The organism is uncultured Ruegeria sp., assembly GCF_947497005.1.
Lineage (GTDB): Bacteria > Pseudomonadota > Alphaproteobacteria > Rhodobacterales > Rhodobacteraceae > Ruegeria.
Window position 1 is genome coordinate 111,856 of the sequence record NZ_CANMFF010000003.1, and the last position, 24,738, is coordinate 136,593.

Here is a 24,738-nt window from a genome sequence, read left to right on the forward strand (position 1 = left end):
CACAATCAACAGAACAGGTCGTTGCTTACCGAAAACAGCATAAGTGTAAGGATGATGGTGATCCCCACTCCCATCAGAACCCGCAGCGCTCCGTCACTAGGCGGTTTCCCTGCGATAGCCTCATACGCGTAAAAGACCAGATGCCCGCCATCCAGCGCGGGGATCGGAAACAGGTTCAACAATCCAACAGCAGTCGACAGGACAGCGATGAAGAAGATGAAGTTCTGCGCCCCCTGGCTGGCCATCGCACCCGAGGTTTCGGCAATTCCGATCGGCCCCGAAATGTTGCAGGTACTGATCGCGCCCGTCACCATGTGCCACATGCCCGAAAGCGATCCTTCGATGATGCGACCTGTCTGCCTGACACCGCCCGTCAGTGAATCGATAATGCCCGCCGGTTCCGTCGCAGGTTCCAGCATCATGCCACCGATGATTCCAATGCGCCAATGCGTGACAAAGCCACCATCCGGCTGTGGTTCATCCGTGCGACGCGGCGCCAAAGCGAATTCCAGTTCCGAGCCATCCCGCCAGACGCCCAGCAACAAGACCCGGCCGTCCGACCCTTCGACAAAGTCCTTCAGCTGATCGAACGCAAAAATCGGCTCGCCATTGACTGTCGTGATGACATCACCTTGTTCCAACTGGATATCCATGGCCGCGCTGCGTGGTGCAACCTGTCGGATCAGCGGCGGGAACATCCAGGGCGCCTGAACAACCAGGGTTTCGCCGTCCCGGATCACCGTATAATCCAGAACCGGTTCGACAGGCAGAGCATCAATGAAGCCCTGCCATGCACCCTCTTCATCATAGTCCGGCGTTGGAATGCCGGCGATTGCCGAGATGACATCGCCTTCTCTCAATTCCTGCACAGTGCCTGGCAATGGTTGCAACGAACCGACTGTCAGCGGCTCTCGCGATACGCCTTGTGACCAGAAGATCAGGCCAAAAACCAGAATGGACATGGCAAAGTTGAAGGCAGGCCCTGCTGCGACCGTTGCGGCACGCGCCCATAATGGCGCACCGTGCATGGTGCGGCGCAGCTCTTCGGGGCTTTGCGTGGCGATATCTTCCATAGTCTCTTCGTCTTTGCCCGATGCAGCATTGGCATCGCCCAAAAACTTCACGTAGCCGCCAAATGGCAGCAGCGCGAGCTGCCATCTGGTGCCGTGCTTGTCCATACGGCTCCAGAGAACCGGACCAAACCCGATCGAGAATACCTCGGCATGAATGCCTGACCAGCGCCCCACAATATAGTGGCCGTATTCGTGCACCGCGACGATGACCGACAAGGCGATGACAAATGCAACAATCGTCCAAAGAAGATTGCCAAATTGTGGGATTAGGGAAAGTACGTCCAAAATTCTATCCTGCTCGTTCCACCACAGTATCATCGACCCACTGACGTGCCAGATGGTCGGTCTGCTGTACGTTATCAAGGGTCATCGGGGCATCAATAAGACTGTCTGACGCTTCAAATTTGTCCAGAACCGCAGCGACCGCATCTGCCATATCCAGAAAACCGATCCGACGCGCAATAAAATGGTCCAGCGCGCGTTCCTTGGCAGCGTTGAAGACAGCCCCCGCAAGACCGCCGCGCTCCATCACTTCCCTCGCGAGTTTCAGTGCGGGATAACGCGCCAAATCCGGTTCATTGAAACGCAATTGCCCCAACCTTGCCAAATCAAGCCGTTGGATCGGCAGCTCTCGTCTTTTCGGCCAATGCAGCGCATATCCGATGGCATGGCGCATATCCGGTGAACCCATATGGGCCATAATCGCACCGTCACGATATCCGACCAAAGCATGTACAATGGATTCGGGATGAACCAGAACCTCGATTTGATCTGGCGAAACTCCAAAATACTCGCGTGTTTCTATCACTTCCAGCGCTTTATTAAACATAGATGCGCTGTCAATTGTGATGCGCTGTCCCATATCCCAGTTCGGGTGGCTGGATGCCTGTTCAACAGTTGCATTGGCCAGATCACCCAGCGGCCAGTCGCGAAATGCACCGCCACTGGCAGTTATGATCACACGTTCGACCGTATCTATATCTTCGCCGACCATAGCCTGAAACACAGCCGAATGTTCACTGTCGACAGGCAGCAATCGCGCACCATGCGCCTTGGCGGTCTCCAGAACCAGGGACCCGGCACAAACCAGCGTCTCTTTGTTGGCCAGCGCCAGCGTCGCGCCCTGTTTCAGCGCTTCGATACCCGGAGCCAGCCCTGCCGAACCCACAATGGCCGACATGACCCAATCAGCCGGGCGCGCAGCAGCTTCGGCTATTGCCCGTGGGCCTGCGGCCACTTCAACGTCACTGCCCGCCAATGCAGATCGCAGATCGTCCAATCTGTGTTCATGGGCCGTGACAGCCAGGTCGGCCCGCAACCGTCGTGCATCATCCGCCAGTTGCTGAATATTGGCGCCACCTGTCAGAGCCACAACGTTATAATCAGATGGCGCGCGCGAGATCAGATCGATCGTGTTCTGCCCAATCGACCCGGTGGCCCCACAAATAGAAACCTTGCGCATTACATTTCACCTGGGGAATACACCAGCCCCGCAATCAGAACAAAAAGTGCTGCACCCATCATCCCATCAAATCGGTCCAGAAAGCCGCCATGGCCCGGGATCAAGTTCGAGCTGTCCTTGACGCCAAACTTACGTTTGACCGCGCTTTCAACAATATCACCTGCTTGACTTGCCATTGAGGCCAAAATCGAAACAACAACAAATGCGAATCCAAATCCGGCCTGACTAGCAAACACTATGCCCACACAAGCAGCGGCCGCCCATCCACCAGCCGTTCCCGACCATGTTTTCTTGGGGCTGACTTTGGGCCAGAATTTCGGTCCACCAACGGCCTTGCCCACGAAATAGCCGGCGACATCCGTTGCAACAACAACAGCGATCAGCCAAACCATCCAGCCAAACCCAGAGTTTTCCCGGATTGAGATGAACCCCAACCCGGCCCCGGCGATCCAGATGACAAACAGCCCGTACAGGAATTTCGAGCGACTGACTTGCCCGACGCCCACAAGTGCAGGCGCAAGCAAAACAGGTAATGTATAAAGCGGCGGTAAATGGTAACTGAGAACGACCGCAACACTGGTCAGAATACCCAGTTGCACCGCCACGCCCCTGCTTTGTGGATCGATCATCCGCACCAATTCCCAGGTCATCAGACCACAGGCCGCGGCGATGAAGGTTTCGAACCACAAACCACCAAGCCAAACTTCAATTGACCCAATCAAAACCAGAACTGCGGCGGAAAGGACCCGGGCAGTCAGGTCAGACCATCGGCCTTCACTCATGCCAGAACCGCTCCAAACCGCCGATCCCGCGCTCCATAGTTCCGACAAAGGCGTTCCAGTTCGGCGGCAGAGAAGTCGGGCCAAAGGGTGTCGATGAACTCATATTCCGAATAGGCCGATTGCCACAAAAGAAAGTTCGAAATCCGGGCCTCGCCGCTGGTGCGGATCACCAGATCCGGATCGGGAAGAACGCGCGTATCCAGATACTTAGGCAGGGTCTCTTCATCCACATCCTCGGGTTTCAGATTGCCGTCGGCCACGTCCCGTGCCAGGCGCTTGGTGGCACGTGCAACTTCGTCCCGCCCCCCATAGTTCAACGCGACGGTCAGGTGAACAAGATCGTTGTTTTTGGTTTCTTCTTCTAACGAGTCCATCAACTCGATCAGCTTTGCGTCCAGCCGGACCCGATCACCGATAAACCGAACGCGGATGCCGTTATCGGCCAATGTCCGGGTTTCTTTGATGATATAGCGACGAAACAGGTTCATCAGGCCAGCCACTTCGACCTGAGTGCGCTTCCAGTTCTCGGTCGAAAAAGCAAATATTGTCAGATACTTGATCCCCAGATTGGGACAGGCTTCGACGACTTCCCGCACCCGCCTAGCACCAGCATGGTGCCCGAACAGCCGGGGACGACCGCGCGCCTGAGCCCAACGGCCATTGCCATCCATGATGATGGCCACATGGCGCGGGCCGGACTCCAGATCGGTTTGGGGATCCTTTGGCATAAGTCTGGCTCAGACCTGCATGATTTCGGCTTGCTTGGTTTCAAGAGCAGTATCGACAGCTTTGATCATTTCATCCGTCAGATCCTGAACTTCACCTTCCCATAGTTTCTGGTCATCCTCTGACAAACCGTCTGCTTTGCCTTTTTTGATCTGATCCATGCCGTCGCGGCGGACATTTCGGATCGCGACCCGCGCGCTTTCGGCGTATTGTCCTGCCACTTTACCCAATTCGCGGCGACGTTCTTCGTTCAACTCCGGGATAGGCAGCATGATAATTGTGCCATTCAGTTGCGGATTGATTCCAAGACCGCTTTCGCGAATGGCCTTTTCCACCTTACCAACCAATGACTTGTCCCAAACGTTTACAGTAACCATACGCGGTTCGGGCACGTTCACGGTCCCAACCTGATTGATCGGCGTCATCGAGCCATACGCGTCAACCATGACAGGTTCCAGCATCGAGGCCGATGCGCGCCCCGTTCTCAGCGATGCAAATTCGGTTCTCAGATTGGCCATTGCGCCATCCATGCGGCGCTGCAAATCATCGGTGTCCAGTTCGAAGTCGTCAGACATGCTGCTCACTCCCCGTATTCAGGTACTCTTTGGATGGGTCTTACGCCATCGCAATTGGGATGTATAGCAATCATGGTCGGGATTTGACCCAATGGCCAGATGTGTTGCGACCATTTTGTACCAACTTCGCCGGTCCAGACCTGGCCGAATACACTCGGACAGGTCTAGTGGAATGTTAGGCCTCAGGCATTCACATCAACAACAACGCGGCCTTTGACCTGCCCTTTCAGGATGTCAGCGCCCAGTTGCGGCAGATCAGACAGAACCGCCGGACGAACCATTGCCTCCAGCTTGTCCATCGGCAGATCAGTCGCGATCCGATTCCATGCACGTACCCTGTTGTTGTAAGGCTGCATCACACTATCGATGCCCAACAAGTTCACACCACGCAGAAGGAACGGAATCACCGTCGCAGGCAATGCGGCGCCCCCGGCCAAACCTACCGCCGCAACCGAACAACCATATTTCATCTGCCCCAGAACGCGCGCAAGCATTTCACCGCCCACGGCATCAATACAGCCGGCCCAGGTTTCGCTTTCCAGCGGGCGCTTGGTGGTCTCATTCAGTTCTTCGCGTGGCACAATCGTCGTCGCACCCAGGGATTTCAGATACTCACCGGTCTCTGGACGCCCGGTTACAGCCGCCACCTCATACCCCAACTTACCAAGTATTGCCGTGGCCACCGATCCAACACCGCCCGCAGCACCGGTCACCAAGACCGGACCGCGATCCGGGGTCAAACCGTGATCTTCCAACGCCATCACCGCCAGCATTGCCGTAAACCCTGCCGTACCCACGGCCATTGCCTGCCGTGAATCCAGCCCGTCAGGCAGTGGCACCAGCCAATCGGCCCGCGCATTGGCTTTCTGTGAATAGCCGCCCCAATGCGCCTCTCCGACGCGCCAACCGGTCAGCACAACCTTGTCGCCTGGTTTGTAGCGGTCATCCGAAGAGGCCTCGACCATTCCTGCGTAATCAACGCCGGGGACATGCGGATAAGCCCGCACCAACCCGCCCCCCTTGGGGGACAGACACAAGCCATCCTTGTAGTTCACAGTTGAGTATTCGACTGCCACGGTCACTTCGCCGTGCGGAAGATCATCCGCCGAAAGTGGCCTGACCGACGCACTTGCCAGCCCGCTTTCTTCGTCCTTGTCCATCACAAGAGCATTGAACATTTTTCAATTCCTTTCGTGTTTCTGCGACTGGCCCGGCCCTTCACCTGGCCCCAAATACCTCGGGGGAGTCGCGCAGCGACCGGGGGCAACGCCCCCGAACCCCGTCCTAAATCCAGAAATGCGATTGCACGGTCGCGCGACGCATCCCATCCGGTGTTTCAACGTCCAGTTCCGTACCCGCATCCCAATGACTCAAACGCACCATTCCGATAGCAACATTAGTAGCAAAATCAGGCGACCAGGTGGCTGAGGTTACCTGCCCGACCCACTTTCCATCTGCAAAAAGACCCCAGGGGCGGTCACAGCCCGGAACGGAATCACCCGCGATGGCGATTGGCCGGATTTGTTGAATGGGCCCTTCTTTGGCCACGCGCAGCAACGCGTCCCGGCCAATACAGCCAATTGCAGTATGCGTATTACAGAACTTGCCCAATCCGCATTCATGCGGCGTGTTGTCGTCGGTCATGTCATTGCCATATGACAGCAACCCGCCTTCGATACGTTCAATCAGGTTCGGACAACCTGCACGCACATGCAGGTTTTCACCTGCCGCAAAGAGTGCGTTCCACAAAGGCATACCGATTTCGCTACCCTCTACGTAAATCTCGTACCCACCCTGTTTGGAGTAGCCGGATCGTGCCACTGCCAGATCGTGCCCTTGGAATTCGAACATATCGAATTTGAAGAACCGGATGTCCTGTACGCGGTCTCCAAAGACACGCGCCATGAGCTCCTCCGCCTTGGGGCCCTGAACGGCAAGCGGCGACACATCCGGTTCATCCACCAGCACATCCAGTCGATACCCGACAGCGATTCCCTTGACCCAGAGCAACAGGTCGCTGTCGGCAATCGAAATCCACCAACGGTCTTCAGACAGTTTTACGGCAACCGGATCGTTCAGCATTCCACCGGTTTCATCTACAATCGGAACATAGAAACACTGCCCCGGCAGCATTCCCCGTAAATCGCGCGGAGTCAGCATCTGCATCAGGCGCGCTGCATCGGGGCCGCGCAATTCGACCTGCCGTTCGCACGAGACGTCCCACACCTGTACATGGGTTTTTAGATGCCGGTAATCGGCTTCGACGCTTTCGAAAACAGTCGGCAATAACATTCGGTTATAAACCGTGTATCCCTTAACGCCTGCGGCTTCGACCCCTTCAGAAAAGGGCGTGCGCCGCAGACGGCGAGAGGCGGAAATCTGCGGCATTCATACCTCCTCAGGCATAAAGACGATATCGCTGACAGGCGCTTCCGAGCCCGCCTCGGTCAACATTTTATGTATTTGTCCCCGGTGGTGGGTCTGGTGATTGAAGAAATGAATCACACACAGCGCGTAAGGCATTGTGAAATCATCTTCTTTTGCAGCGGAATACCAGGTGAAAGATCCGGTCAGCGGATCATCTCCCAAGCTCTCCGCCCAGTTCAGGATACGCGCATCGATCTTTTCGCGTAACGGCAACCAACCGGGCAGGTCCGGGCAAAGGTAAACGCTTTCATGGATACCTCCGCCTGCATTGTGAATATTACCGTCGGGCCCATCGCGTTTTTCAAAGCGCGACATCCACATCCAATCACCCCACAGCAAATGGTTCGCTGTGCCCAAAATCGAACCGAAGAACGCCCCGCGTTCAAGGATCAGTTCCTCATGGGTCAGAGATTGAAGAAATTCTGCCAACTGCCTGTTTTGCCAGTGATTATAACGCGCCATTTCCAGCGCATATGCGCCCGAGATCATCACTTTGGTCCATGCCAGTCGATCGGGCAGATTTCTGCAGATTTGCCGCCAAAGTCCCAGACCCGGCCATAATCGCGCACCTTCGATTTGGTGCCGCGCGCCACAATGATGTCCGGCCCCATCCAGTATTTGGAGTTTGAGACCATCACAGGATGCTCGGGGTCTTTACCCGACAACATCTCAATCTCGCCCTGGATTTTACGGCCAATCGCGATTCGACGTTTGTTTCCATCGCGTTCAATCTGAACCGGAGCCCGTTCTGCCCCGATAATCTCGCTGACCAGCATAGTGAACAGCCCCGTGGTCCCGCCGGCTTGCCCGCTAAAGATTTGCAGCAACCCGTTATAGGCTTTGCCGCTGGCGCGTTCGTCGACATAGGCGGCGACTTTCCACTGGCCTTCCCCCATCCGGCCCGGGATATCGACCAGCAGACCGACATTCAGCCCCGACAGATCCTCGCCTTCATAATGGCCTTCATCCACGATGATGCCCATCCACGCATGACAATGGCCTTCGGTTGGAGGGTGCGCGCCCAGCGACACAACGCAAGGACAGAACACATCACATGAACAGTTCAGGATCAGCTCACCCTTGATGGCCCATTCCGTCGGGCTCATCTCACGCCGCTTGGGATTTGGCATGCGGCTATCGATACGCTGGCTGATAGGCAGCTGATCGGCGTCTGGTTTTCTGTTTTTAGCCATTGGCTTATCCTCCGTAGCTTATTGGATAGACGAGCAGAACAAAACCGCCGGCTATCAATGCAAATCCCATCGGTCGGGTCACTGCGTGCCCGATCTGTGGTAGCTTCTCTGAAACCATGAACAGGGTCGCAAGCCCCATCCACAGCAGACTCATGACCCCGCCGACAAAGCCAAGGGCCATAAACCCCCAACAACACCCGACGCAAAAGGCACCGAGGCCCAGACCCATCCGCAAACCGCCCGCAAAGCCGGTTTTCCAATGGCCCAGGAAATAGGTCATCGGGGCGTGGCAAACGCCGTGGCAGACCTCTTTGGCGCGGGAAAACTGAAAAGCACCCACGACGATCATCAGGCTGCCCGCGACCCAGCCAGACCTGGCTATACCCAGCATATCGACCACGCCGCCAAACAGCAAAACCAGCTGAATCCCCGTGATCAGAGCCGCGAATCCGACCCAGACAATTGAATACCCGGTCAGAACACCCAGCCATCCGGCACGGGTGCCATTGGCGCTGCGGATCAGGTCGTCATAACTGCGCAGGGTTGGTACCAGCGTTGGCAACATCATGGCGGCCATCATGATCGCCCACATCGAAAACAGAGGGCGGAACTCGGCCATGGGCATGTACATGTCCATGCGCGGGTCCATGGCAGCCATCGCCTGCCCCATGGGACCCGGTCGACCGATCAGATCCAAGTCCATATCCCGGCTCATCGAGAACATGATCCACCATGCCCACAGGATCAGGACATAAAAGCCCAGCCACATTCCGCTGCGCAGCCACGTACGACTCACTTCGGCCTCCCGACTCAACTCCCTTGCTTTTCAAATGTCAGACTTTTAAATGTCAGACAAATGAAAATTTGCCCAAGGTCCTCTGAACATGAAAGCCGCGCCTCGGAAAACCGCTGACCTGTCCGCTCAGATCGCCCACGCCATTCGGGATGCGATCGTGTCGGGTGAATTGATTGTGGACGCGCGCTTGCCATCCGAGGCTGAGCTGTCCGATCAGTTCAAGGTCTCTCGCCCGACCGTGCGTGAAGCGTTGAAACGGCTGGCGGCGCAGTCCCTTATTCGTACGCAACGTGGTGCTTCGGGCGGCGCGTTTGTGAACCGATTGAGTTTTGAAGACGCCTATTCCCAGCAGGTCACGACGTCGACTCTGTTGCTGTCGATGAACGCGGTCAGCTTCGATACCGCCTGTGAAGCACGCTATGCACTTGAGCGCGCCTGTGCCTCGTTGTCTGCGCAGCGGCGCACGGCAGATCAACTGGCGACCATGAGAGCAGAGATTTTCCGTCAATCGCAACCCGGCCTGACAGATGAGGCATTTTGCGCCTCGGACGTCACCTTTCACCGGGCATTGGTAGATGGTGCAGAAAACCCGGTCCTGTCTTATCAACTTGCAGGAGCGGTTGAAGCGATGCAGCCTCTGATGAACATGATCACGTTCACCGCTCGGTCCCGAGAAGAGATTATTGCGCTGCATACCAGAATTACGGACGCTCTTGAGGCGCGAGATGCAGAAACCGTGGACACCGCACTGGTCGACTTGGAGCATTATACCCGACAACTGGCCCATGATGTGGCCGAACAAAAACGTAAACCGGCTTAGGGGCCGTGTCTTAGAAACAATAAGGACGAAGGGCAAACGAGCAGGCGAATTGTCATCCGGCGCCAAGACCGGAACTCTCAATATGAATTGACGATCAATGACTTACGGGAGGACGTTATGAATCAAAGACCGGACCCAACCTTTTATCCATCCGCCAAATTGGCCATGGATGGGCCAGTTGAAACGCTTGCTTTCACGTTGATGCTAAGCCCGGATTTTTCACAGCCCGACGGGCTGGCGGTTGTGAATGTCGATCCAAACTCTGACGACTATGGAAAGATAGTGCATCAAGTCATTATGCCCGAAAAAGGCGATGAGTTTCATCACTTTGGATGGAATGCATGTTCGTCATCCTTGTCACCACTCAGCGGGCATGCGTTTCTGGAACGGCGTTATCTGATCATCCCGGGTATTCGCTCCAGCCGGATTTACATCATCGATGTAAAGAACCCGCTTGAAGCGAAAATCCACAAGATCATCGAACCCGAGGAAGTGTTTGCAAAGACGGGGTATTCTCGACCACATACTATCCATTGCGGGCCAGAGGGCATCTATGTCAGCACCCTTGGCGGCGGCGGTAAAGACGGCACTGACGGCCCCCCCGGTATCTTCATCATGGATTGCGAAAGCTTCGAGATCATTGGTCGTTACGAGATCGAGCGCGGCGTGCAGGACAAACACTATGATTTCTGGTGGAACTTGCCGCGGGATTACATGGTCAGCTCGGAATGGGGCTTGCCGCCGCAGTTTGAAAACGGAATCGTGGCCGAAGACCTGCTGTCCAACAAATATGGGCACAGCATCCATTTCTGGAACCTTCGCAATCGGACGAACATTCAGACCATCGATCTTGGTGAGAACCATCAGATGGCGCTGGAAATCCGGCCGGCCCATGACCCGGTCAAGCAATACGGGTTCTGTGGAGTCGTGGTGGACACGACAAATCTGCAGGGTGCGATCTTCACGTGGTGGCGCAATGACGATGGAACCTTTGAAGCCAAGAAAACCATAACCATCGATCCTCAACCTGCGGATCCGGACGATCTGCCAGAGTTGTTGAAAGGGTTCTCGGCTGTACCACCGCTGGTCACAGATATCGACCTGAGCCTCGACGACAGGTATCTGTATGTCGCCTGCTGGGGCACGGGTGAGATGCATCAATACGATGTGTCCGATCCTATGAACCCTACCCTTGCCGGTAAGGTCGAGATTGGCGGTATCGTCAAAAAGACCAAACACCCTAATGGCCAGACCTTTGGTTACGGCCCGCAAATGGTTGAAATCAGCCGCGATGGCAAACGTGTCTACTGGACCAATTCTCTGTATTCTACGTGGGATGATCAATTCTATCCCGGCGAAGGTGGTGCGGCGATGGTCAAGGCGGACGTCGGAGAGAATGGCGGCCTGACGCTGGATCCGAAGTTCTGGGTTGAGTTCCCGAAAGGCTATCGCTCGCACCAGATCCGGCTAGAGGGTGGTGACTGTTCAACCGACAGTTTCTGCTACCCGTCGGTCTGAGTTGGACGTTCTGATGACATCAACGGCCGGCCTGTGGCTGGCCGTTGTTCTCAGCGGTGCCTATCATGGTCTGAACCCGGGAATGGGCTGGCCGCTGGCAGTATCCTCGGCATTGATGGAACAACGCCAATCGGCTCTTTGGCGGGCGTTGGCTGCCTTGGCAGGTGGACACTTCGTGGCCATGCTGGGGGTTCTTCTACCCTTCGCGCTTATGGCAGTTCTCGTTGATTACCAAGAGGAAATTCGCATTGGCGCGTCACTGGTCGTTATCGGGATGGGGTTGTTCATCGCTATAACGCGTCGGCACCCCCGTTTCCTGTCTCGTGTCCCGCCCAGCAAACTGGCGCTCTGGTCGTTTCTGGTGGCACTGGCGCATGGGGCCGCGCTCATGCTTGTACCGATCTATCTCGGCCTGTGTGAGCTGGATGAACTGGACGCAGGGCATCGGGCAATTTCTCAGATCATGACAACAAACGGGCTGCTCGTTCTAGGTGTCGCAGCGTTACACACATTCGCCATGATACTAGGCGGAGGATTTCTGGCTTTTGCAGTCTATCGCTGGCTGGGCCTGCAATTCCTGTCGCGCAGTTGGTTCAATCTGGAATTCATCTGGGCCCTGAGCCTCATTCTGGTCGGAAGTCTTGGTCTTTGGTCCGCACTCGGCTGACCTTGTACTTTGATTTGAAACGCGCTTTGTCTGCATCGAAACAACTGCGGAGCATCAGAATGCAAGACCGAACGCGTCCGACCGAATTACTGCGCCAGGGCAAAATCGACGATTGGCAGGCCGCCACGACCCACCCGTTTACACGCGAACTGGCCGATGGAACGCTGCCAGAGGACAAGATGCGCTGGTACCTGCAGCAGGACTATCAATTCGTCGACGGTTTCGTGCGCCTTTTGGCCAGTGCCATCGCGCATGCACCAACCCTGGCAGACAGCGTTCCGGCGGCGCAGTTTCTAGCTGTGATCACTGGCCCCGAGAACACCTATTTCCTGCGCGCGCTGGAGGCTTTGGGCACGGAACCCAGTACCGAACCCGCGCCTGCCACAGAGGCGTTTCAGAACCTGATGGCCGAGGCCGTGACCTCTGGCCGCTATCAGAACATGCTGGCGGTGCTGGTCGTGGCCGAATGGGTCTATCTGAGTTGGGCCAGCCCGGAAAATCCTCCCAAAGACTGCCTGCCCTTCTGGTTTGCGGAATGGATCACATTACATGCGGGCGAAGGATTTGAAGGCGTGGTCGAGTATCTGCGTGGACAGCTTGACCAGGTTTGGCCAACACTGGACGCGACCGAGCGAGCCGAAGTTACACGGCTGTTCCATCGCGCTGTAGAACTGGAACGTGATTTCTTTGACGCCGCCTACGCGGCCTGAGCCAGGGGGGCCGGTATGGTCGCAACTTTGAACGTTATCGCCGCTTTGCTAACTGTCGGTTTCGGAGCGTTTGGTTTTCTGGCGCCTGCCCATACGGCCCAGGCGCTGGATCTGGCCCCCACCAACAGCACCATGGGCCTGTCCGAGATGCGTGCGTCCGTTGGCGGGCTTTTTGTCGTGACAGGAATTGCGGTTCTGTGGCTGAACAACCCAATGGCATATGTCATGCTTGGCGTTGTCTATTCCGGGGCGGCGCTGGGTCGGTTTGTATCTGTCGCATTGGACAACCCGCCTTTGACCAAGGCGCTGACCTTTGGGGGAATCGAATTGGTTCTGGCCGTCTGGTTGATCGCAGCGAACTTCAACAAAGCGGCTTAATAGACTGTAATCATTCGATGTGGTGCAATTTATTCTGAGTTTGCATCCGCCTGTCACCTCACCTATATAAGAAGAGTCCTTCGGGACTATGGACATAAACGCGCTCGTAATAAGCGGATCGGACCCGGGGGCGGTACCCGGCGGCTCCACCATATACCTTCTGAAGGCATCCGTCGTTTGGGGATCACTTTCAGAATCGGGGGGCCGAAATAGGATCGACGAACGTCTAAAGGGGTTAGCTTTGTCTCGGCTGTCTGCCACCGTTACCGGCGAAAATAGTACAATTGCAAACGACAATCGTGCTCCGGTTGCAGTTGCTGCGTAAGCAGTAGCAAGACCGAAACTTAAGTCCTTGCGCCTAGCCGCGTAAGGCGGGGTTCGCAGGTACCTGGCAACAGAAACCTGCATTTCTTCCGTACATGTCTGATTTTATTTCCAACCTCTGAACAGATTCAGAGTTTGTTCACTCCTTTTTGCCATCTTGCCAATGCTTGGACAGGAGAACTGGGATGACAAATTCAGAGATACTCAGAACGTGGTATTCCGAAGTTTGGGAAAACGGAAATACCGAAATGGTCGATCAGTTTTTTGCGCCGGAAACGATGGCCGAAGGGTTGATTCCTGAAATGCAGGTGGGTGCGGATGATTTCCGTGATTTGGTCACGGCCTTTCGTCATATCCTTGGTGACATCAAGGTAGACCTGCCCAAAATCATCGAGAACGGAGACTGGGTGTCAGCCATCCTGCACGTGTGCACGTTCCGGGCGGACAATGGTGCCCCGTTGGAAGTGACGGGACAGGTCATGGCACGGTTCAAAGACCACAAAATGGTCGAAGCCTACAATCACTTCGATTTCATCTCGTTTTTCGAGGAATTGGGTCAGTTCCCTTCAGACACCCTGCCCGTTTGCATGACCGGGCAAAGGCTGGACTGGGCCTGAACCCAAAGCAATCTTGACCCCAACGGCGCTTGCACGCTAGCAAGAGCCATGGGGTAAAATTGCGAACGCCCCGTGAGGCGACAGCCCAAGTTTCGCATGTATCCGAAATAGCTCAGGAGACATGCCATGGCTGCGCCCAATTCAATAACACCGAAACAACTATTGCGCCTGATTGGAACGCCACAGGCACCGGTCTTGATCGATATCTGCCTGGATGCGGACTTTGACGACGATCCATTTTTCATCCCCGGTTCAGTTCGCCATGTCGCCAAGGATCTTCCGGGGCTTCTTGACGTCGTTGCTGATCGCCCCAGCGTCATCATCTGTCAAAAGGGCAAAAAGCTGAGCCAGGGTGTCGTGTCATGGCTTCGAAGCGAGGGGCAGCAGGCCGAGTATCTGGAAGGTGGTATGTACGCATGGCGGGATATGCCGGACGCTCCACGTATTCCCGCCTCTGCTGTTCCACCGTTTCACGACCGCGGAACCCTATGGGTCACACGACATAGGCCCAAGATTGACAGAATTGCCTGCCCCTGGCTGATCCGCCGGTTTGTGGACGCCAACGCCCGTTTCTTATTCGTCGCCCCGTCAGAGGTTCAAAGCGTCGCCGAAATCTTTGATGCGGTCCCATTTGATATCAACGATACGTTTTGGAGCCACCGCGCAGACAAATGCACATTTGATACGATGCTCGACGAGTTCAATCTGCACTTGCCCGCACTGGACCGTTTGGCAACTGTCGTTCGCGCAGCAGACACCAATCGACATGACCTCGCACCAGAAGCCGCTGGATTGCTGGCCATCTCGGTCGGACTTTCCCGCCAATACCGTGACGATCATGAGAATCTGGACGCCGGATTGTCTGTTTATGACGCCCTGTATCGCTGGGCCCGCGACGGCTTTGACGAAAGCCATGACTGGCCGGCGGAGCGTCACACATGACGCCGACGCTGAATGAGTTGGTCAAAGTTTTTGGTCGTATCGGCCTGTTGTCATTCGGCGGTCCGGCGGCACAGATATCCCTGATGCATCAGGAATTGGTTGAACGTCGACCTTGGCTGGATGAACAGACCTATCTGCGGGCCTTGTCCTTATGCATGTTACTCCCTGGCCCGGAGGCGATGCAGTTGGCCACCTATGCAGGCTGGCGCCTGCGCGGGGTCAAAGGCGGGCTGATCGCTGGCAGTCTGTTTGTGTTGCCCGGCGCATTGGTTATTGCGCTTCTTGTCGCCCTCTATTCCGCGTTTGGTGAGGTCCCCTTGGTGCAATCGGCTTTTACCGGCATCAAAGCAACCGTCATCGTGATCGTTTTGCAGGCGCTTCGCAATCTCTCACGCAAGGCCTTGACGGATGGTGAACACCGAATAATCGCGCTTTTGTCTTTCCTGTCCATTTTTCTACTGAACCTTCCTTTCCCGCTAATCATTTTGGCCGCCGCATTTTGGGGATACATCACCTTCAAAGGTTCTGTCGAAACGCCCAGACCCGACACGACATCGCATTTGGCACGCTCTGTCCGCACAATTGCTGTCTGGTTGCCGTTGTGGCTGGGTCCTCTGGTCACACTAAGCCTCAGCGGCCATCAGTTGCTGAGCGATCTGGGTTGGTTTTTTGCCCGACTGGCTGTCGTGACCTTTGGCGGCGCATATGCAGTGCTGGCCTATATGACGCAAACGGTCGTGGACCAGTATCATTGGATCAGCACGGACCAGATGATCGACGGGTTGGGGCTGGCGGAGACGACACCGGGCCCATTAATTCTTGTAACTCAGTTCGTTGCCATGCTTACCGGACACCTGAACGGAAGCTTTGCATTGGCGCTTGCCGCCGGTGCCGTTGCCCTATGGGCGACCTTCGTTCCATGTTTCCTGTGGATTTTCCTGGCAGCCCCCTATCTTGATCGTCTGGCCTCGCGCCCCCGTCTTTCAGCGGCCTTGCATGGGATCACCGCAGCCGTCGTCGGAGTGATTCTCAACCTTTCCGTGTGGTTCGCCCTGAATGTTCTTTTCGAATCGGTACCTGAAATATCGTGGGGGCCATTGGCAATCCCCGCGCCGCAAATTTCCGCGCTTGATATCGTCGCATTGGGTCTAACAATTCTCGCCGGAGCCTTGATTTTTCGACTGAAATTAGGGATGGGCATTGTGCTGGTTCTGATGTCTATCGCCGGGCTGGCTGCACACAATATCTGATCAATCCGGCAATACCCGCCCTTTCGTTTCCGATCAAATCCCCTATGCTGAACATAACCACTTTTGAGGATCTCACATGTCGCAAGGCATCGACTATGGAAATCTGATGCACACCGCCATGCGCGGGCTTATTAAAACAGTGCTGACGAACGTTTCCGAAACCGGTCTACCCGGAGCACATCATTTCTTCATCACCTTCGATACCCACGAAGATGGTGTGGAAATCGCCGACTGGCTGCGTGAACGCTATCCCGATGAAATGACCATCGTCATGCAGCACTGGTTCGAGAATCTCGAGGTTGGAGAGGTCGGTTTCGCGATCACTTTGAATTTCGGAGACGCGCCGGAACCACTGTACATTCCTTACGCTGCAATCAAGACCTTTGTGGATCCGTCAGTTGAATTCGGGCTGAGGTTTGAGAGCCCCGAGGATGAAATCGACGAAGATCAGATCGTCGAGGACACGATCGAGGTCGAAGAGGAAGAGATACATCACGACGCGGATGTCGTTTCGCTGGACAGCTTTAGAAAATAAATCTCGAAACCCCGCCCGGTGCGGGGTTTATTTCTTCATCAGAAATGTTTCGACTGACCGTGATTTCTGGCCGTCGATAAAACGTGAAAAGGAAAGGTTCAGGCCGCCTTCGGCCAGTGACCGGTCGAATTGCTGCAACTCGTAACCGCCGTCTTCGTCAATAAACAACGAAAACACGGTCAGAGTATCGCCAACGATGCGCCCCCACACAAAAGGCTCACCTTTCATGGGATCCAACGGGACTTCGTGACCAAAAACATTGCGTTTCATCGCTGCCGAGAACACATCCTGGCGATCTGATGGAACAAAATCGATCGAAAACTTCTGTTCCTTTACGCGCCCATCCAACTTGTACGTCGTCGTCCGCCAACTGACGTTAAAACCGTTCTTGGTTTCGAAAATTGAAACGCTCATGTCCCGAGGCGTTATAGTGCCGTCTGCGTCCACAACTTCTGCAGATCCGATATAGTCACCCAAAAAAGGCGTTATCTCAGCCGCGCGGGCTTCAAAACTCAGAACAGAGAGCCAAACCACGCAAACTGCAAATATCGCAGCTGCTTTTTCAAGCGTAAGGCGATGGAACTTTGGCATTTTGTCCTCCAGGGCAGCCACGCCTCTATTGTAGCTGAGAGGTGTCCACGCACAATGCCACATTCCCGGTAATAACAATTAAAGTGACGCACCCTGCGCCTATACCTTTGATGCCCTTAAGTTTAAGGTGCGCGCAACTGGCCGATTGCGTCACGGCGTTGCTGCGGCTAGTTGGCATACAACTGCATACCAGACGGAGTGACATATGTCTCAGACCCGCACCGAATCCGACAGTTTTGGCCCGCTCGAGGTTCCTGCCGACAAGTATTGGGGCGCACAAACGCAGCGCTCGATCATGAATTTCCCCATTGGGTGGGAGACGCAGCCTGTCGCCATCGTGCGCGCGCTGGGCGTGATCAAAAAAGCCTGTGCAATGGAAAACAAGGCGACCGGCAAACTGGACGCCGGAATTGCTGATGCGATCATTCAGGCCGCCGGTGAAGTGATCGAAGGCAAGTTCGACGACAACTTCCCTTTGGTCGTATGGCAAACCGGATCGGGCACCCAGTCCAACATGAACTCGAACGAGGTCATTGCGAACCGCGCTATCGAGATTCTGGGCGGCGTGATCGGCACGAAAGATCCTGTGCACCCGAACGATCACTGCAACATGGGGCAGTCGTCGAACGACACATTCCCAACGGCCATGCATATCGCCACAGCCATGAGCGTGCGTGACGTTTTACTGCCCGGGCTTGAGAAGCTGGCTTCGGGACTCGAGCACAAGGCCGAGGAATTCAAGGACATCATCAAGATAGGCCGAACACATACACAGGATGCGACGCCTCTGACACTGGGTCAGGAGTTCAGCGGCTATGCCCATCAGATTCGTCAGGGGATTGCCCGCGTTCATACGGCAATGCCGGGGATCTACGAACTTGCCCAAGGCGGCACCGCTGTCGGCACTGGGCTGAATACTCAGAACGGCTGGGGTGAGGCGGTTGCAGGCCATATGGCGCAGATCACTGACCTGCCCTTCGTGACCGCACCGAACAAATTCGAAGCGCTGGCAGCTCATGACGCGATGGTTTTCCTGTCCGGCGCTTTGGCGACGATTGCGGGTAGCTGCTACAAAATCGCCAACGACATCCGATTTTTGGGCTCTGGCCCTCGGTCGGGTCTGGGTGAACTGATCCTGCCCGAAAACGAGCCAGGCTCGTCTATCATGCCCGGCAAGGTGAACCCGACACAGGCCGAGGCGCTGACCCAGGTCGCTGCACATGTGATGGGCAATAACGCCGCGATGACCTTTGCCGGATCGCAGGGTCATTTTGAACTGAACGTCTACAACCCGATGATGTCCTACAACCTGCTGCAATCAATCCAGTTGCTGGGCGATGCCGCCGACAGCTTTACGGAACGAATGCTGCTGGGCATCAAGGCGAACGAGCCGCGCATCGACAAGCTGATGAAGGAATCGCTGATGCTGGTGACTGCTCTGGCCCCGACCATCGGCTATGACAACGCTACCGCTGTCGCGAAAACTGCCCATAAGAACGGCACGACCCTCAAGGAAGAGGCCATCGCGCTGGGCTTTGTGGATGAGGCAACCTTTGACGCAGTTGTCCGGCCCGAACAGATGATCGGCCCGAAAGACTGATGGGCAAGCCGGTCAATCTGAACCGGTATCGAAAGGAAAAGGCGCGGGCCGAAAAGAAGGCCCGCGCCGACCAGAACGCCGTCGCCTTTGGGCGTACCAAGACCGAGAAAGATGTCGTGAAGTTGCGGCAAGACAAACAGAAACGCGATCTTGACAATCATGAGCTGGACGAATGAGTGGCCGCCCTGTGAAACGTTCCCTGACCCTTAAGGGACATCGAACTTCCGTATCTCTTGAGGACGAATTCTGGCGGGCCTTTCGCGACATTGCTCATGAACAAGATAAACCAATCAATGTTTTGGCCGCGGACATTGATGTGGGTCGTGACCCTGAGACCGGCCTGGCATCGGCCATCAGGGTCTTTGTGCTGAATTGGTATCGCGACCGCGTATAAGACTTGTCATTTCTCGTTTCCTGAGCGTAGCGTGAGTGAGTACAAAAAGGGAACATACATGAGCAATACCATTACAGGACCTGATGGCCAGCAAAGATGCGCATGGTGCCAATCAGCGCCGGAGTTCTTTGAGTATCACGACAATGAATGGGGTTACCCGGTCGTCGATGACCAGCGATTGTTCGAAAAACTGTGCCTTGAGAGCTTTCAGTCCGGTCTTAGCTGGCGAACGATCCTGAACAAGCGCGAGAACTTTCGAAAAGCGTTTTGCGGGTTTGATTTCAACAAGATGGCCCAGTTTTCTGATACTGATGTTGAGCGCCTGTTACAGGATGCTGGGATCATCCGTCATCGTGGTAAGATTGAAGCGGTGATCAACAACGCCCGCCGCGCACAGGAATTGATAGCGACCGAAGGGTCTCTGGCTGCTTATGTCTGGCGTTATGAGGCTGAAACACCCCCGCCCCCACAAACGGCGTCCACATCTCCAGAGTCCGTGGCCATGTCGAAAGATCTCAAGAAACGGGGGTGGAAGTTTGTGGGGCCCACGACGGTGTTTGCGTTCATGCAGGCCATGGGGCTGGTCAATGACCATGCCGAAGGATGTATAAGCAGAAAAAAAGCGGCAAAGTTGCGCCGCTCTTTCACCAAACCTGTCTGAGAGATCAGACAGAGGCTTTAAAGATCTTGTCGATGTTACCGCCCAAAGCTGCGTTGAATTCGGCATCTGACTGTTGTTTCGACAGACCTTCGGTCAATGCGCGCGAGAACGATGCAATCATCTTGCCGTTCTGATCCAGCAGATCGCAGGCTTGTTCAGTCGAATATCCGCCCGAAAGTGCAACAACACGCAAAACCCGCGGGTGATCAGCCAGCGCGTCATACAGGTTTGCCTTCGTCGGGATCGTCAGCTTCAGCATCACCTCTTGCCCCTCGGCCAGTTGATCGAGGTTCTTCAGGATCTCTGCCTTCAGGATGTCTTCCGCTTTGGCTTTGGTTTCCGAGTTGATGTTCACTTCGGGTTCGACAATCGGAACCATACCGGCATCGGTGACTTCGCGAGCAACGTCGAACTGTTGGGCAACGACGGCCGCGATGCCTTCGGCATTGGCGTCGTGAATGACCGAGCGTTCTTTGGTGCCGAATACACCATTCGCCTTGGCCAGTGTCTCGGCCAGACCGGGGATCGGTTTCATCATCTGAACGCCGTTTGCCTGATCTTCCAGGCCTTTGTCGATCTTGAGGAAAGGCACGATGCCTTTGACCGACCAAAGGTAGTCGGCGACTTTACGGCCATCAATTGCTTCGCCAAGGGTACGTTCGAACAGGATCGCACCGATCACTTTATCCTTAGTGAAATCGTCGGCCAGAATAATGCGCGCGCGCATTTTCTGGATTTCGCCAAACATCTCTGCATCAGAGGTGTAATCCGAAGCATCAACGCCATACAGCGCCAGTGCTTTCGGGGTCGATCCGCCGCTTTGATCCAGTGCTGCGATAAAGCCTGCGCCGTTGATCATCTGCGCGCGCTGTTCTGCTTTGGCCATAATGTTTTCCCGTTCAATGATGATTCCGATGTCTTCCCCCGCATACAACAGGGCGTGAAGCGATGGTAGGTTGTTAGCGCGCAAACAGGCGTAACCATATTCCATCTTTGGATCGAACCGTCAGATGTGCGACCGGAACCGGTGTTTTTTCAGGGATTGTTTCGAACCGGAAATGGCGCAAGAGCGTCGACAGGATCAGCGGACCTTCGACCATCGCAAAACCGGCCCCGGTGCAGACACGTGGCCCCGCAGAGAACGGAATATAGGCTTCACGTTGGCATCGCTTTCCGTTTTCGGTACCCCAACGGGTTGGATCGAAGCTATCCGGATCGTCCCATAGCCTTTCCTGACGGTGCAAATGCCACGGACTGATCACAACCTGCGAACCAACGGGTACATCCCTGTTTCGGAATCGTTCAGGGCAAGTGGTCTCGCGGACCATCATGGGCACTGGCGGATAAAGACGCAGCGCCTCGCGAAACACATCCCGGCTGATCCTGAGTTTTGAAACTGTAGCAAACGAGGGGTCGCCCAGAACAACAGCTTCCTCGGCAACCTTCTGTTGCCATTCCGGATAAAGCGCCATCAGATACAGCGTCCAGGCCAGCGCCGACGCACTGGTTTCATGCCCTGCAAGAAAAAAGATCGCGACCTGATCGACCATCTCCTCGGGGTCGAAAAACTGCCCGGTTTCAGGGTCTGCTGTGGTCATGATCTTGGTCGCCAGATCATCAGGGGCCGTTTCGGCCTTGATGGCCGCTGCGCGCGTTTTCGTTAGTTCCGCAATCAGACTCCGGATGTCGCGTGCGTTTTGTTTGGTCGCTTTGGAATGGAACCGAGGCAGCCACCTGGGCAGTGGGACGAAGGCTGCAAGATTCAGCAGCGGTTGTTCGCGTTGATAAGCTCGGAACTTGTCAAACACCTGGCTTGCAATGGCGTGGTCGATGGGTACGGAAAACAGTGTGCGAAATATGACATCCGCCGCCGCATGGCTTGTCTGCTCTTCACATTCGATTTGCTCGCCGATATGGGGCCGCAGCCTTTCCACGCTGGCTTCGGCAGCGGCCAGCATGGCAGGAATTGTACCCTTAAGCCGTCCACCTTCGAAGGCCGGGTCGATGATCCGTCGCTGACGTTTCCACGTCTCACCATTGGTCAGAAACACCGAATTGCCCAGCAACGGGCGCAGGCCTTCGCTGATCCTACTGGATTTTGGAAACTCGTCTGGTCGTTTCTTAAGGACGGTTTGGATCAGGTCCGGTTGATTGATCATGAAAGACCGGAAAAACGGTGTTTTGAATTCCGCCATCCACGCGCGATAAAGCCGAGCGGGCTGCGCTGACAACAGGTCCTGTCTGAACAGCCTCAGATAGCGCAGAAGGGAAACCTTGTCGGGGCGCGGTTCTGGCTTGGGTGGAATCATGGGCGTACCGACGTGTATTTGGACACAGGTGTCTCAGTCCGACTGCGAGAGGCTGAACGATCCCTGAACCGGTGTTTCAGTGTCAATGGACCAGCCGTTATCCGGAAATAGTCATAGCTTCCTGGCTTGTCGAACGCGCAAAGGTACTGGAAATGAAGTCGGAAAAACCTCCAACGCAAGACCTTCCAACGCTCTGGCGACAACGTATGCGTAAAGGCCGCCGACAGGACCAGCGGCCAAAGTTTGTCGGCGCCAGCGACCCCAGTGACCGCAACCGGATCACAAAGAGCAAAGGCGCAGCCATCCCCGGGGGCCGAGACATCGACCCAGGTGATATCGGAACATGTAGAAAGAAACTTTAGATCAGACCGCAACTCACGTGCCTGAGGTAGAAAGGAGACCATGGGAACCACCTGACCCAGACTTAGGAAGGACAGTTCCACCGCCGCCTCTGGCTCTCTTTTGCTACGGATTAGATCGGCCAGAACGGACACTCCCAGATGCGCGCCCGAGCTGTGGCCTACAACCAGCACCTCATCCACATCGGACATAAGCGCAGCGTCAATCGTTTCACGAAACGACGCCAACCTGTCCCGCAACTCGGCCGAGGTTTCGCCCTTCAACTGTGCCGAGTAGGCATAGTCATGCATCAGGTAATAGGCGAACAGCCGGTTATCGATCTTGCGAAACCACGACAACAACGCAACCGCCGCAGCCACTCCTGGGATCAGCCCCCACCAGCCGGCCAATGCTACACACGCCCACGCTGCCGCCAGCGCAATCAGCAACTGAAACACCAACATCGCCACAGGGTACAACGCCGCGATCACAGGTCCTTTGCGCAGTCGCATCAGACGCCACAACGTCCCGGTCGAAATGTAAATCCACGCCGTACGCGCCAATTGCATATAGGTTGCGGGGATCGAAGCCGACATGCTGTCGCGCACGATATCGGACCACACCAGCACCTCGAACTCGGATTCCACAATCTGCCCATCTTGGTCCGAGGTCACACACCACCCGAACCGACCCTCCGTGGACTTTGGAGAAATTGCGATCTCGTAACCTGAGATCCGGGCCTGCTCCTGCGACTCAGAGCGATACAGCTCTCGATACCGCCGGGGTGGCATAGGGTCGTAGCCGGGGATATAAAACACCCGGCGTTTGCGCACCTGCGGCTGATTTGTTTGACTGCTCATGCCCTTACCTTTTGCCGCGCAGGTTAACGCAGGCTGGAGATCAAGGTAAGGGGGTCAGGTAATCACCCGAAATTCGCCAGTACCGGGAAGGCTTCCAGCAGCCACCAGCTGAACCGAGTGAACAGCCCAGTGATCAACATGATTCCAACGAACAACAGCAGACCACCCATGACCTTTTCGATCGTACCCATATAGGGCTTAATCCGGTTCATCACTGTCATGGACCGGTTCAGGAACATGGCCGCCAGAAGGAACGGAATGCCCAATCCTGCGGCATAAACACCCAGCAACAGCGTACCGCGTGTGACTGAGGCTTCGTTCGCAGCCAGCGACAGGATCGCACCCAGTTGAGGACCAATGCATGGGGTCCAGCCGAACGCAAAAGCAAGGCCAAGGATATAAGCGCCAAAGACCGAACCACCGGAATCACCGGTTTCGATACGCGCTTCACGATCCAGAAAAGGAATACGGAAAACGTTCAGAAAGTGCAGACCAAAGACAATAACCACCGCGCCAGACAGTTTTGCGAAAAGCACCTGATTTTGCAGCACAAACGCGCCAAAGGCGGATGCGGTAAAGCCAAGCAGCAAAAAGACGGTCGACAGGCCCATGACAAAGAACAGGGCCGCCAAGGTCGCCTTGCGTCGCGCGCGGGCCTCATCCTGCATCTCATGGATGGTGACGCCACTCATATAGGCCAGATAGGGCGGCACGATGGGCAGCACGCATGGCGACAAAAAGCTGATCAAACCGCCCAGCAGGGCGACAAACATGGCGGGCAGCAGCCCCGCATCGATGATTTCAAATCCGAACATGCTTCTGCACATATGTGATGAAAGGCGATCCGTCACGGGGCCAAACAGTCACATCCTCGTGCTCGGAATCTGGACAATATTACAACTTCGCCCTATCCCGAAAACCATGTCAGAGATTACAGATACACTGGACGCGCTAGGCCTGCTGTGCCCCCTGCCTGTCCTGAAAGCCCGCAAACGCTTAAAATCCATGCCTGAGGGTGCTGTGCTGCGGGTGCTGGCCGATGATCCCGCGGCCATCGTGGATGTTCCGCATTTTTGCGCCGAGGTCGGGCACACACTGCTTTCGCAAGAACAGGATGGCGCGCATCAGGTCTACTTGATCCGGAAATCCAACTGATCTTTTGCTGCAGCAAAGAAAAAGGCGGGCCAAT

Annotated in this window: 29 protein-coding genes and 1 other RNA gene; 15 read left to right on the forward strand and 15 right to left on the reverse strand. The window is 55.6% G+C overall.

The window, feature by feature from the left end; translation table 11 throughout:
- Positions 1-5 precede the first annotated feature (5 nt).
- The 10 genes from rseP to Q0816_RS05390 all read right to left on the reverse strand — a co-directional run bounded on the left by rseP (position 6) and on the right by Q0816_RS05390 (position 9,007).
- Positions 6-1,358 (reverse strand): RIP metalloprotease RseP, encoded by a 1,353-nt coding sequence (gene rseP / locus Q0816_RS05345; protein ID WP_298848389.1) that lies wholly within the window; start codon positions 1,356-1,358, stop codon positions 6-8.
- A gap of 4 nt (positions 1,359-1,362) precedes the next feature.
- Positions 1,363-2,535, reverse strand: a complete 1,173-nt coding sequence (dxr, locus tag Q0816_RS05350) for a 1-deoxy-D-xylulose-5-phosphate reductoisomerase (RefSeq protein WP_298848391.1) — start codon at positions 2,533-2,535, stop codon at positions 1,363-1,365.
- Positions 2,535-3,317, reverse strand: a complete 783-nt coding sequence (locus tag Q0816_RS05355; RefSeq protein ID WP_298848393.1) for a phosphatidate cytidylyltransferase — start codon at positions 3,315-3,317, stop codon at positions 2,535-2,537. Before Q0816_RS05355 ends, dxr begins: the two co-directional genes overlap by 1 nt.
- A complete protein-coding gene (locus Q0816_RS05360; RefSeq protein ID WP_298848394.1) occupies positions 3,314-4,045 on the reverse strand; it encodes an isoprenyl transferase in 732 nt (243 codons plus the stop codon). The genes Q0816_RS05355 and Q0816_RS05360 overlap by 4 nt, the downstream gene beginning before the upstream one ends.
- Before the next feature lie 9 nt (positions 4,046-4,054).
- Positions 4,055-4,618 carry a ribosome recycling factor gene (frr, locus tag Q0816_RS05365; protein ID WP_298848396.1) on the reverse strand — a complete coding sequence of 188 codons (564 nt, stop codon included), beginning with the start codon at positions 4,616-4,618 and terminating at the stop codon, positions 4,055-4,057.
- Positions 4,619-4,800: 182 nt separating this feature from the next.
- Positions 4,801-5,796: an acryloyl-CoA reductase gene (gene acuI, locus Q0816_RS05370; protein WP_298848398.1), complete on the reverse strand. Its 996-nt coding sequence runs from the start codon at positions 5,794-5,796 to the stop codon at positions 4,801-4,803.
- A gap of 106 nt (positions 5,797-5,902) precedes the next feature.
- On the reverse strand, positions 5,903-7,006 hold the full coding sequence (locus tag Q0816_RS05375; protein ID WP_298848400.1) for a dimethylsulfoniopropionate demethylase: 1,104 nt from the start codon (positions 7,004-7,006) through the stop codon (positions 5,903-5,905).
- The gene (locus tag Q0816_RS05380; RefSeq protein WP_298848402.1) at positions 7,007-7,534 is read right to left on the reverse strand and encodes a DinB family protein; all 528 of its coding nucleotides are present in this window, start codon (positions 7,532-7,534) and stop codon (positions 7,007-7,009) included.
- Positions 7,534-8,238 (reverse strand): DUF1326 domain-containing protein, encoded by a 705-nt coding sequence (locus Q0816_RS05385; protein ID WP_298848404.1) that lies wholly within the window; start codon positions 8,236-8,238, stop codon positions 7,534-7,536. Before Q0816_RS05385 ends, Q0816_RS05380 begins: the two co-directional genes overlap by 1 nt.
- Before the next feature lie 4 nt (positions 8,239-8,242).
- The gene (locus Q0816_RS05390; protein ID WP_298848866.1) at positions 8,243-9,007 is read right to left on the reverse strand and encodes a DUF2182 domain-containing protein; all 765 of its coding nucleotides are present in this window, start codon (positions 9,005-9,007) and stop codon (positions 8,243-8,245) included.
- Between the two features lie 115 nt (positions 9,008-9,122).
- Between Q0816_RS05390 and Q0816_RS05395 the strand changes: the two genes are divergently transcribed.
- The 10 genes from Q0816_RS05395 to Q0816_RS05440 all read left to right on the forward strand — a co-directional run bounded on the left by Q0816_RS05395 (position 9,123) and on the right by Q0816_RS05440 (position 16,795).
- On the forward strand, positions 9,123-9,854 hold the full coding sequence (locus Q0816_RS05395) for a FadR/GntR family transcriptional regulator (RefSeq protein ID WP_298848406.1): 732 nt from the start codon (positions 9,123-9,125) through the stop codon (positions 9,852-9,854).
- A gap of 117 nt (positions 9,855-9,971) precedes the next feature.
- Positions 9,972-11,372 carry a selenium-binding protein SBP56-related protein gene (locus Q0816_RS05400; RefSeq protein WP_298848408.1) on the forward strand — a complete coding sequence of 467 codons (1,401 nt, stop codon included), beginning with the start codon at positions 9,972-9,974 and terminating at the stop codon, positions 11,370-11,372.
- A gap of 13 nt (positions 11,373-11,385) precedes the next feature.
- Positions 11,386-12,039 carry a hypothetical protein gene (locus Q0816_RS05405; protein WP_298848410.1) on the forward strand — a complete coding sequence of 218 codons (654 nt, stop codon included), beginning with the start codon at positions 11,386-11,388 and terminating at the stop codon, positions 12,037-12,039.
- A gap of 59 nt (positions 12,040-12,098) precedes the next feature.
- Positions 12,099-12,749, forward strand: coding sequence for a TenA family protein (locus tag Q0816_RS05410; protein ID WP_298848412.1), 651 nt, complete (start codon positions 12,099-12,101; stop codon positions 12,747-12,749).
- Between the two features lie 15 nt (positions 12,750-12,764).
- Positions 12,765-13,127, forward strand: a complete 363-nt coding sequence (locus tag Q0816_RS05415; RefSeq protein WP_298848413.1) for a DUF4345 family protein — start codon at positions 12,765-12,767, stop codon at positions 13,125-13,127.
- A 36-nt stretch (positions 13,128-13,163) separates the two neighbouring features.
- Positions 13,164-13,536: a transfer-messenger RNA gene (gene ssrA, locus Q0816_RS05420) on the forward strand.
- A gap of 100 nt (positions 13,537-13,636) precedes the next feature.
- Positions 13,637-14,068 carry an ester cyclase gene (locus Q0816_RS05425; protein ID WP_298848416.1) on the forward strand — a complete coding sequence of 144 codons (432 nt, stop codon included), beginning with the start codon at positions 13,637-13,639 and terminating at the stop codon, positions 14,066-14,068.
- Between the two features lie 126 nt (positions 14,069-14,194).
- Positions 14,195-15,010 (forward strand): sulfurtransferase/chromate resistance protein, encoded by an 816-nt coding sequence (locus Q0816_RS05430; RefSeq protein WP_298848418.1) that lies wholly within the window; start codon positions 14,195-14,197, stop codon positions 15,008-15,010.
- The gene (gene chrA / locus Q0816_RS05435) at positions 15,007-16,260 is read left to right on the forward strand and encodes a chromate efflux transporter (protein WP_298848420.1); all 1,254 of its coding nucleotides are present in this window, start codon (positions 15,007-15,009) and stop codon (positions 16,258-16,260) included. Before Q0816_RS05430 ends, chrA begins: the two co-directional genes overlap by 4 nt.
- Positions 16,261-16,336: 76 nt before the next feature.
- Complete coding sequence (locus tag Q0816_RS05440; RefSeq protein WP_298848421.1) at positions 16,337-16,795, forward strand: SspB family protein; 459 nt, start codon at positions 16,337-16,339, stop codon at positions 16,793-16,795.
- A gap of 27 nt (positions 16,796-16,822) precedes the next feature.
- Here the strand turns inward: Q0816_RS05440 and Q0816_RS05445 are convergent, their stop codons facing one another.
- The gene (locus Q0816_RS05445; RefSeq protein ID WP_298848422.1) at positions 16,823-17,386 is read right to left on the reverse strand and encodes a hypothetical protein; all 564 of its coding nucleotides are present in this window, start codon (positions 17,384-17,386) and stop codon (positions 16,823-16,825) included.
- 205 nt (positions 17,387-17,591) lie between these two features.
- Here Q0816_RS05445 and fumC point away from each other — a divergent pair, with 205 nt between their 5' ends.
- Genes fumC through Q0816_RS05465 form a run of 4 tightly spaced genes read left to right on the forward strand, consistent with a single transcriptional unit; the run spans position 17,592 to position 20,041 of the window.
- On the forward strand, positions 17,592-18,986 hold the full coding sequence (gene fumC / locus Q0816_RS05450) for a class II fumarate hydratase (RefSeq protein WP_298848424.1): 1,395 nt from the start codon (positions 17,592-17,594) through the stop codon (positions 18,984-18,986).
- Entirely contained in the window at positions 18,986-19,162 is a 177-nt protein-coding gene (locus Q0816_RS05455; protein ID WP_298848426.1) for a DUF4169 family protein, read from the forward strand. The genes fumC and Q0816_RS05455 overlap by 1 nt, the downstream gene beginning before the upstream one ends.
- Positions 19,159-19,380, forward strand: coding sequence for a ribbon-helix-helix domain-containing protein (locus Q0816_RS05460; protein ID WP_298848428.1), 222 nt, complete (start codon positions 19,159-19,161; stop codon positions 19,378-19,380). The genes Q0816_RS05455 and Q0816_RS05460 overlap by 4 nt, the downstream gene beginning before the upstream one ends.
- A gap of 58 nt (positions 19,381-19,438) precedes the next feature.
- On the forward strand, positions 19,439-20,041 hold the full coding sequence (locus Q0816_RS05465; protein ID WP_298848430.1) for a DNA-3-methyladenine glycosylase I: 603 nt from the start codon (positions 19,439-19,441) through the stop codon (positions 20,039-20,041).
- Positions 20,042-20,045: 4 nt separating this feature from the next.
- On the opposite strand, the gene Q0816_RS05470 is transcribed toward Q0816_RS05465, so the two are convergent.
- From Q0816_RS05470 to Q0816_RS05485, 4 genes are all read right to left on the reverse strand, one after another.
- The gene (locus Q0816_RS05470; protein ID WP_298848432.1) at positions 20,046-20,927 is read right to left on the reverse strand and encodes a fructose bisphosphate aldolase; all 882 of its coding nucleotides are present in this window, start codon (positions 20,925-20,927) and stop codon (positions 20,046-20,048) included.
- A gap of 73 nt (positions 20,928-21,000) precedes the next feature.
- Positions 21,001-22,350, reverse strand: a complete 1,350-nt coding sequence (locus tag Q0816_RS05475) for a cytochrome P450 (RefSeq protein WP_298848434.1) — start codon at positions 22,348-22,350, stop codon at positions 21,001-21,003.
- On the reverse strand, positions 22,347-23,549 hold the full coding sequence (locus tag Q0816_RS05480; RefSeq protein ID WP_298848436.1) for a hypothetical protein: 1,203 nt from the start codon (positions 23,547-23,549) through the stop codon (positions 22,347-22,349). The genes Q0816_RS05475 and Q0816_RS05480 overlap by 4 nt, the downstream gene beginning before the upstream one ends.
- Before the next feature lie 62 nt (positions 23,550-23,611).
- Positions 23,612-24,364 carry a cytochrome c biogenesis protein CcdA gene (locus tag Q0816_RS05485; protein ID WP_298848438.1) on the reverse strand — a complete coding sequence of 251 codons (753 nt, stop codon included), beginning with the start codon at positions 24,362-24,364 and terminating at the stop codon, positions 23,612-23,614.
- A 106-nt stretch (positions 24,365-24,470) separates the two neighbouring features.
- On the opposite strand from Q0816_RS05485, the gene tusA reads away from it, so the two are divergent.
- Positions 24,471-24,704: a sulfurtransferase TusA gene (gene tusA, locus Q0816_RS05490; protein ID WP_298848439.1), complete on the forward strand. Its 234-nt coding sequence runs from the start codon at positions 24,471-24,473 to the stop codon at positions 24,702-24,704.
- Positions 24,705-24,738 lie beyond the last annotated feature (34 nt).

Excerpts from the sequence above, each read along its gene's own strand:
- Q0816_RS05385 (WP_298848404.1), bottom strand. The coding sequence starts at position 8,238 with ATGGCTAAAAACAGAAAACCAGACGCCGATCAGCTGCCTATCAGCCAG.
- Q0816_RS05410 (WP_298848412.1), top strand. The coding sequence starts at position 12,099 with ATGCAAGACCGAACGCGTCCGACCGAATTACTGCGCCAGGGCAAAATC.
- Q0816_RS05360 (WP_298848394.1), bottom strand. The coding sequence starts at position 4,045 with ATGCCAAAGGATCCCCAAACCGATCTGGAGTCCGGCCCGCGCCATGTG.
- acuI (WP_298848398.1), bottom strand. The coding sequence starts at position 5,796 with ATGTTCAATGCTCTTGTGATGGACAAGGACGAAGAAAGCGGGCTGGCA.
- Q0816_RS05395 (WP_298848406.1), top strand. The coding sequence starts at position 9,123 with ATGAAAGCCGCGCCTCGGAAAACCGCTGACCTGTCCGCTCAGATCGCC.
- Q0816_RS05400 (WP_298848408.1), top strand. The coding sequence starts at position 9,972 with ATGAATCAAAGACCGGACCCAACCTTTTATCCATCCGCCAAATTGGCC.
- Q0816_RS05390 (WP_298848866.1), bottom strand. The coding sequence starts at position 9,007 with ATGTGGCTGGGCTTTTATGTCCTGATCCTGTGGGCATGGTGGATCATG.
- tusA (WP_298848439.1), top strand. The coding sequence starts at position 24,471 with ATGTCAGAGATTACAGATACACTGGACGCGCTAGGCCTGCTGTGCCCC.
- Q0816_RS05475 (WP_298848434.1), bottom strand. The coding sequence starts at position 22,350 with ATGATTCCACCCAAGCCAGAACCGCGCCCCGACAAGGTTTCCCTTCTG.
- Q0816_RS05355 (WP_298848393.1), bottom strand. The coding sequence starts at position 3,317 with ATGAGTGAAGGCCGATGGTCTGACCTGACTGCCCGGGTCCTTTCCGCC.
- Q0816_RS05485 (WP_298848438.1), bottom strand. The coding sequence starts at position 24,364 with ATGTTCGGATTTGAAATCATCGATGCGGGGCTGCTGCCCGCCATGTTT.
- Q0816_RS05470 (WP_298848432.1), bottom strand. The coding sequence starts at position 20,927 with ATGGCCAAAGCAGAACAGCGCGCGCAGATGATCAACGGCGCAGGCTTT.
- dxr (WP_298848391.1), bottom strand. The coding sequence starts at position 2,535 with ATGCGCAAGGTTTCTATTTGTGGGGCCACCGGGTCGATTGGGCAGAAC.
- Q0816_RS05405 (WP_298848410.1), top strand. The coding sequence starts at position 11,386 with ATGACATCAACGGCCGGCCTGTGGCTGGCCGTTGTTCTCAGCGGTGCC.
- Q0816_RS05465 (WP_298848430.1), top strand. The coding sequence starts at position 19,439 with ATGAGCAATACCATTACAGGACCTGATGGCCAGCAAAGATGCGCATGG.
- Q0816_RS05430 (WP_298848418.1), top strand. The coding sequence starts at position 14,195 with ATGGCTGCGCCCAATTCAATAACACCGAAACAACTATTGCGCCTGATT.
- Q0816_RS05455 (WP_298848426.1), top strand. The coding sequence starts at position 18,986 with ATGGGCAAGCCGGTCAATCTGAACCGGTATCGAAAGGAAAAGGCGCGG.
- frr (WP_298848396.1), bottom strand. The coding sequence starts at position 4,618 with ATGTCTGACGACTTCGAACTGGACACCGATGATTTGCAGCGCCGCATG.
- chrA (WP_298848420.1), top strand. The coding sequence starts at position 15,007 with ATGACGCCGACGCTGAATGAGTTGGTCAAAGTTTTTGGTCGTATCGGC.
- Q0816_RS05440 (WP_298848421.1), top strand. The coding sequence starts at position 16,337 with ATGTCGCAAGGCATCGACTATGGAAATCTGATGCACACCGCCATGCGC.
- Q0816_RS05480 (WP_298848436.1), bottom strand. The coding sequence starts at position 23,549 with ATGAGCAGTCAAACAAATCAGCCGCAGGTGCGCAAACGCCGGGTGTTT.
- Q0816_RS05380 (WP_298848402.1), bottom strand. The coding sequence starts at position 7,534 with ATGATCTCGGGCGCATATGCGCTGGAAATGGCGCGTTATAATCACTGG.
- Q0816_RS05460 (WP_298848428.1), top strand. The coding sequence starts at position 19,159 with ATGAGTGGCCGCCCTGTGAAACGTTCCCTGACCCTTAAGGGACATCGA.
- Q0816_RS05425 (WP_298848416.1), top strand. The coding sequence starts at position 13,637 with ATGACAAATTCAGAGATACTCAGAACGTGGTATTCCGAAGTTTGGGAA.
- Q0816_RS05445 (WP_298848422.1), bottom strand. The coding sequence starts at position 17,386 with ATGCCAAAGTTCCATCGCCTTACGCTTGAAAAAGCAGCTGCGATATTT.
- fumC (WP_298848424.1), top strand. The coding sequence starts at position 17,592 with ATGTCTCAGACCCGCACCGAATCCGACAGTTTTGGCCCGCTCGAGGTT.
- Q0816_RS05415 (WP_298848413.1), top strand. The coding sequence starts at position 12,765 with ATGGTCGCAACTTTGAACGTTATCGCCGCTTTGCTAACTGTCGGTTTC.
- Q0816_RS05375 (WP_298848400.1), bottom strand. The coding sequence starts at position 7,006 with ATGCCGCAGATTTCCGCCTCTCGCCGTCTGCGGCGCACGCCCTTTTCT.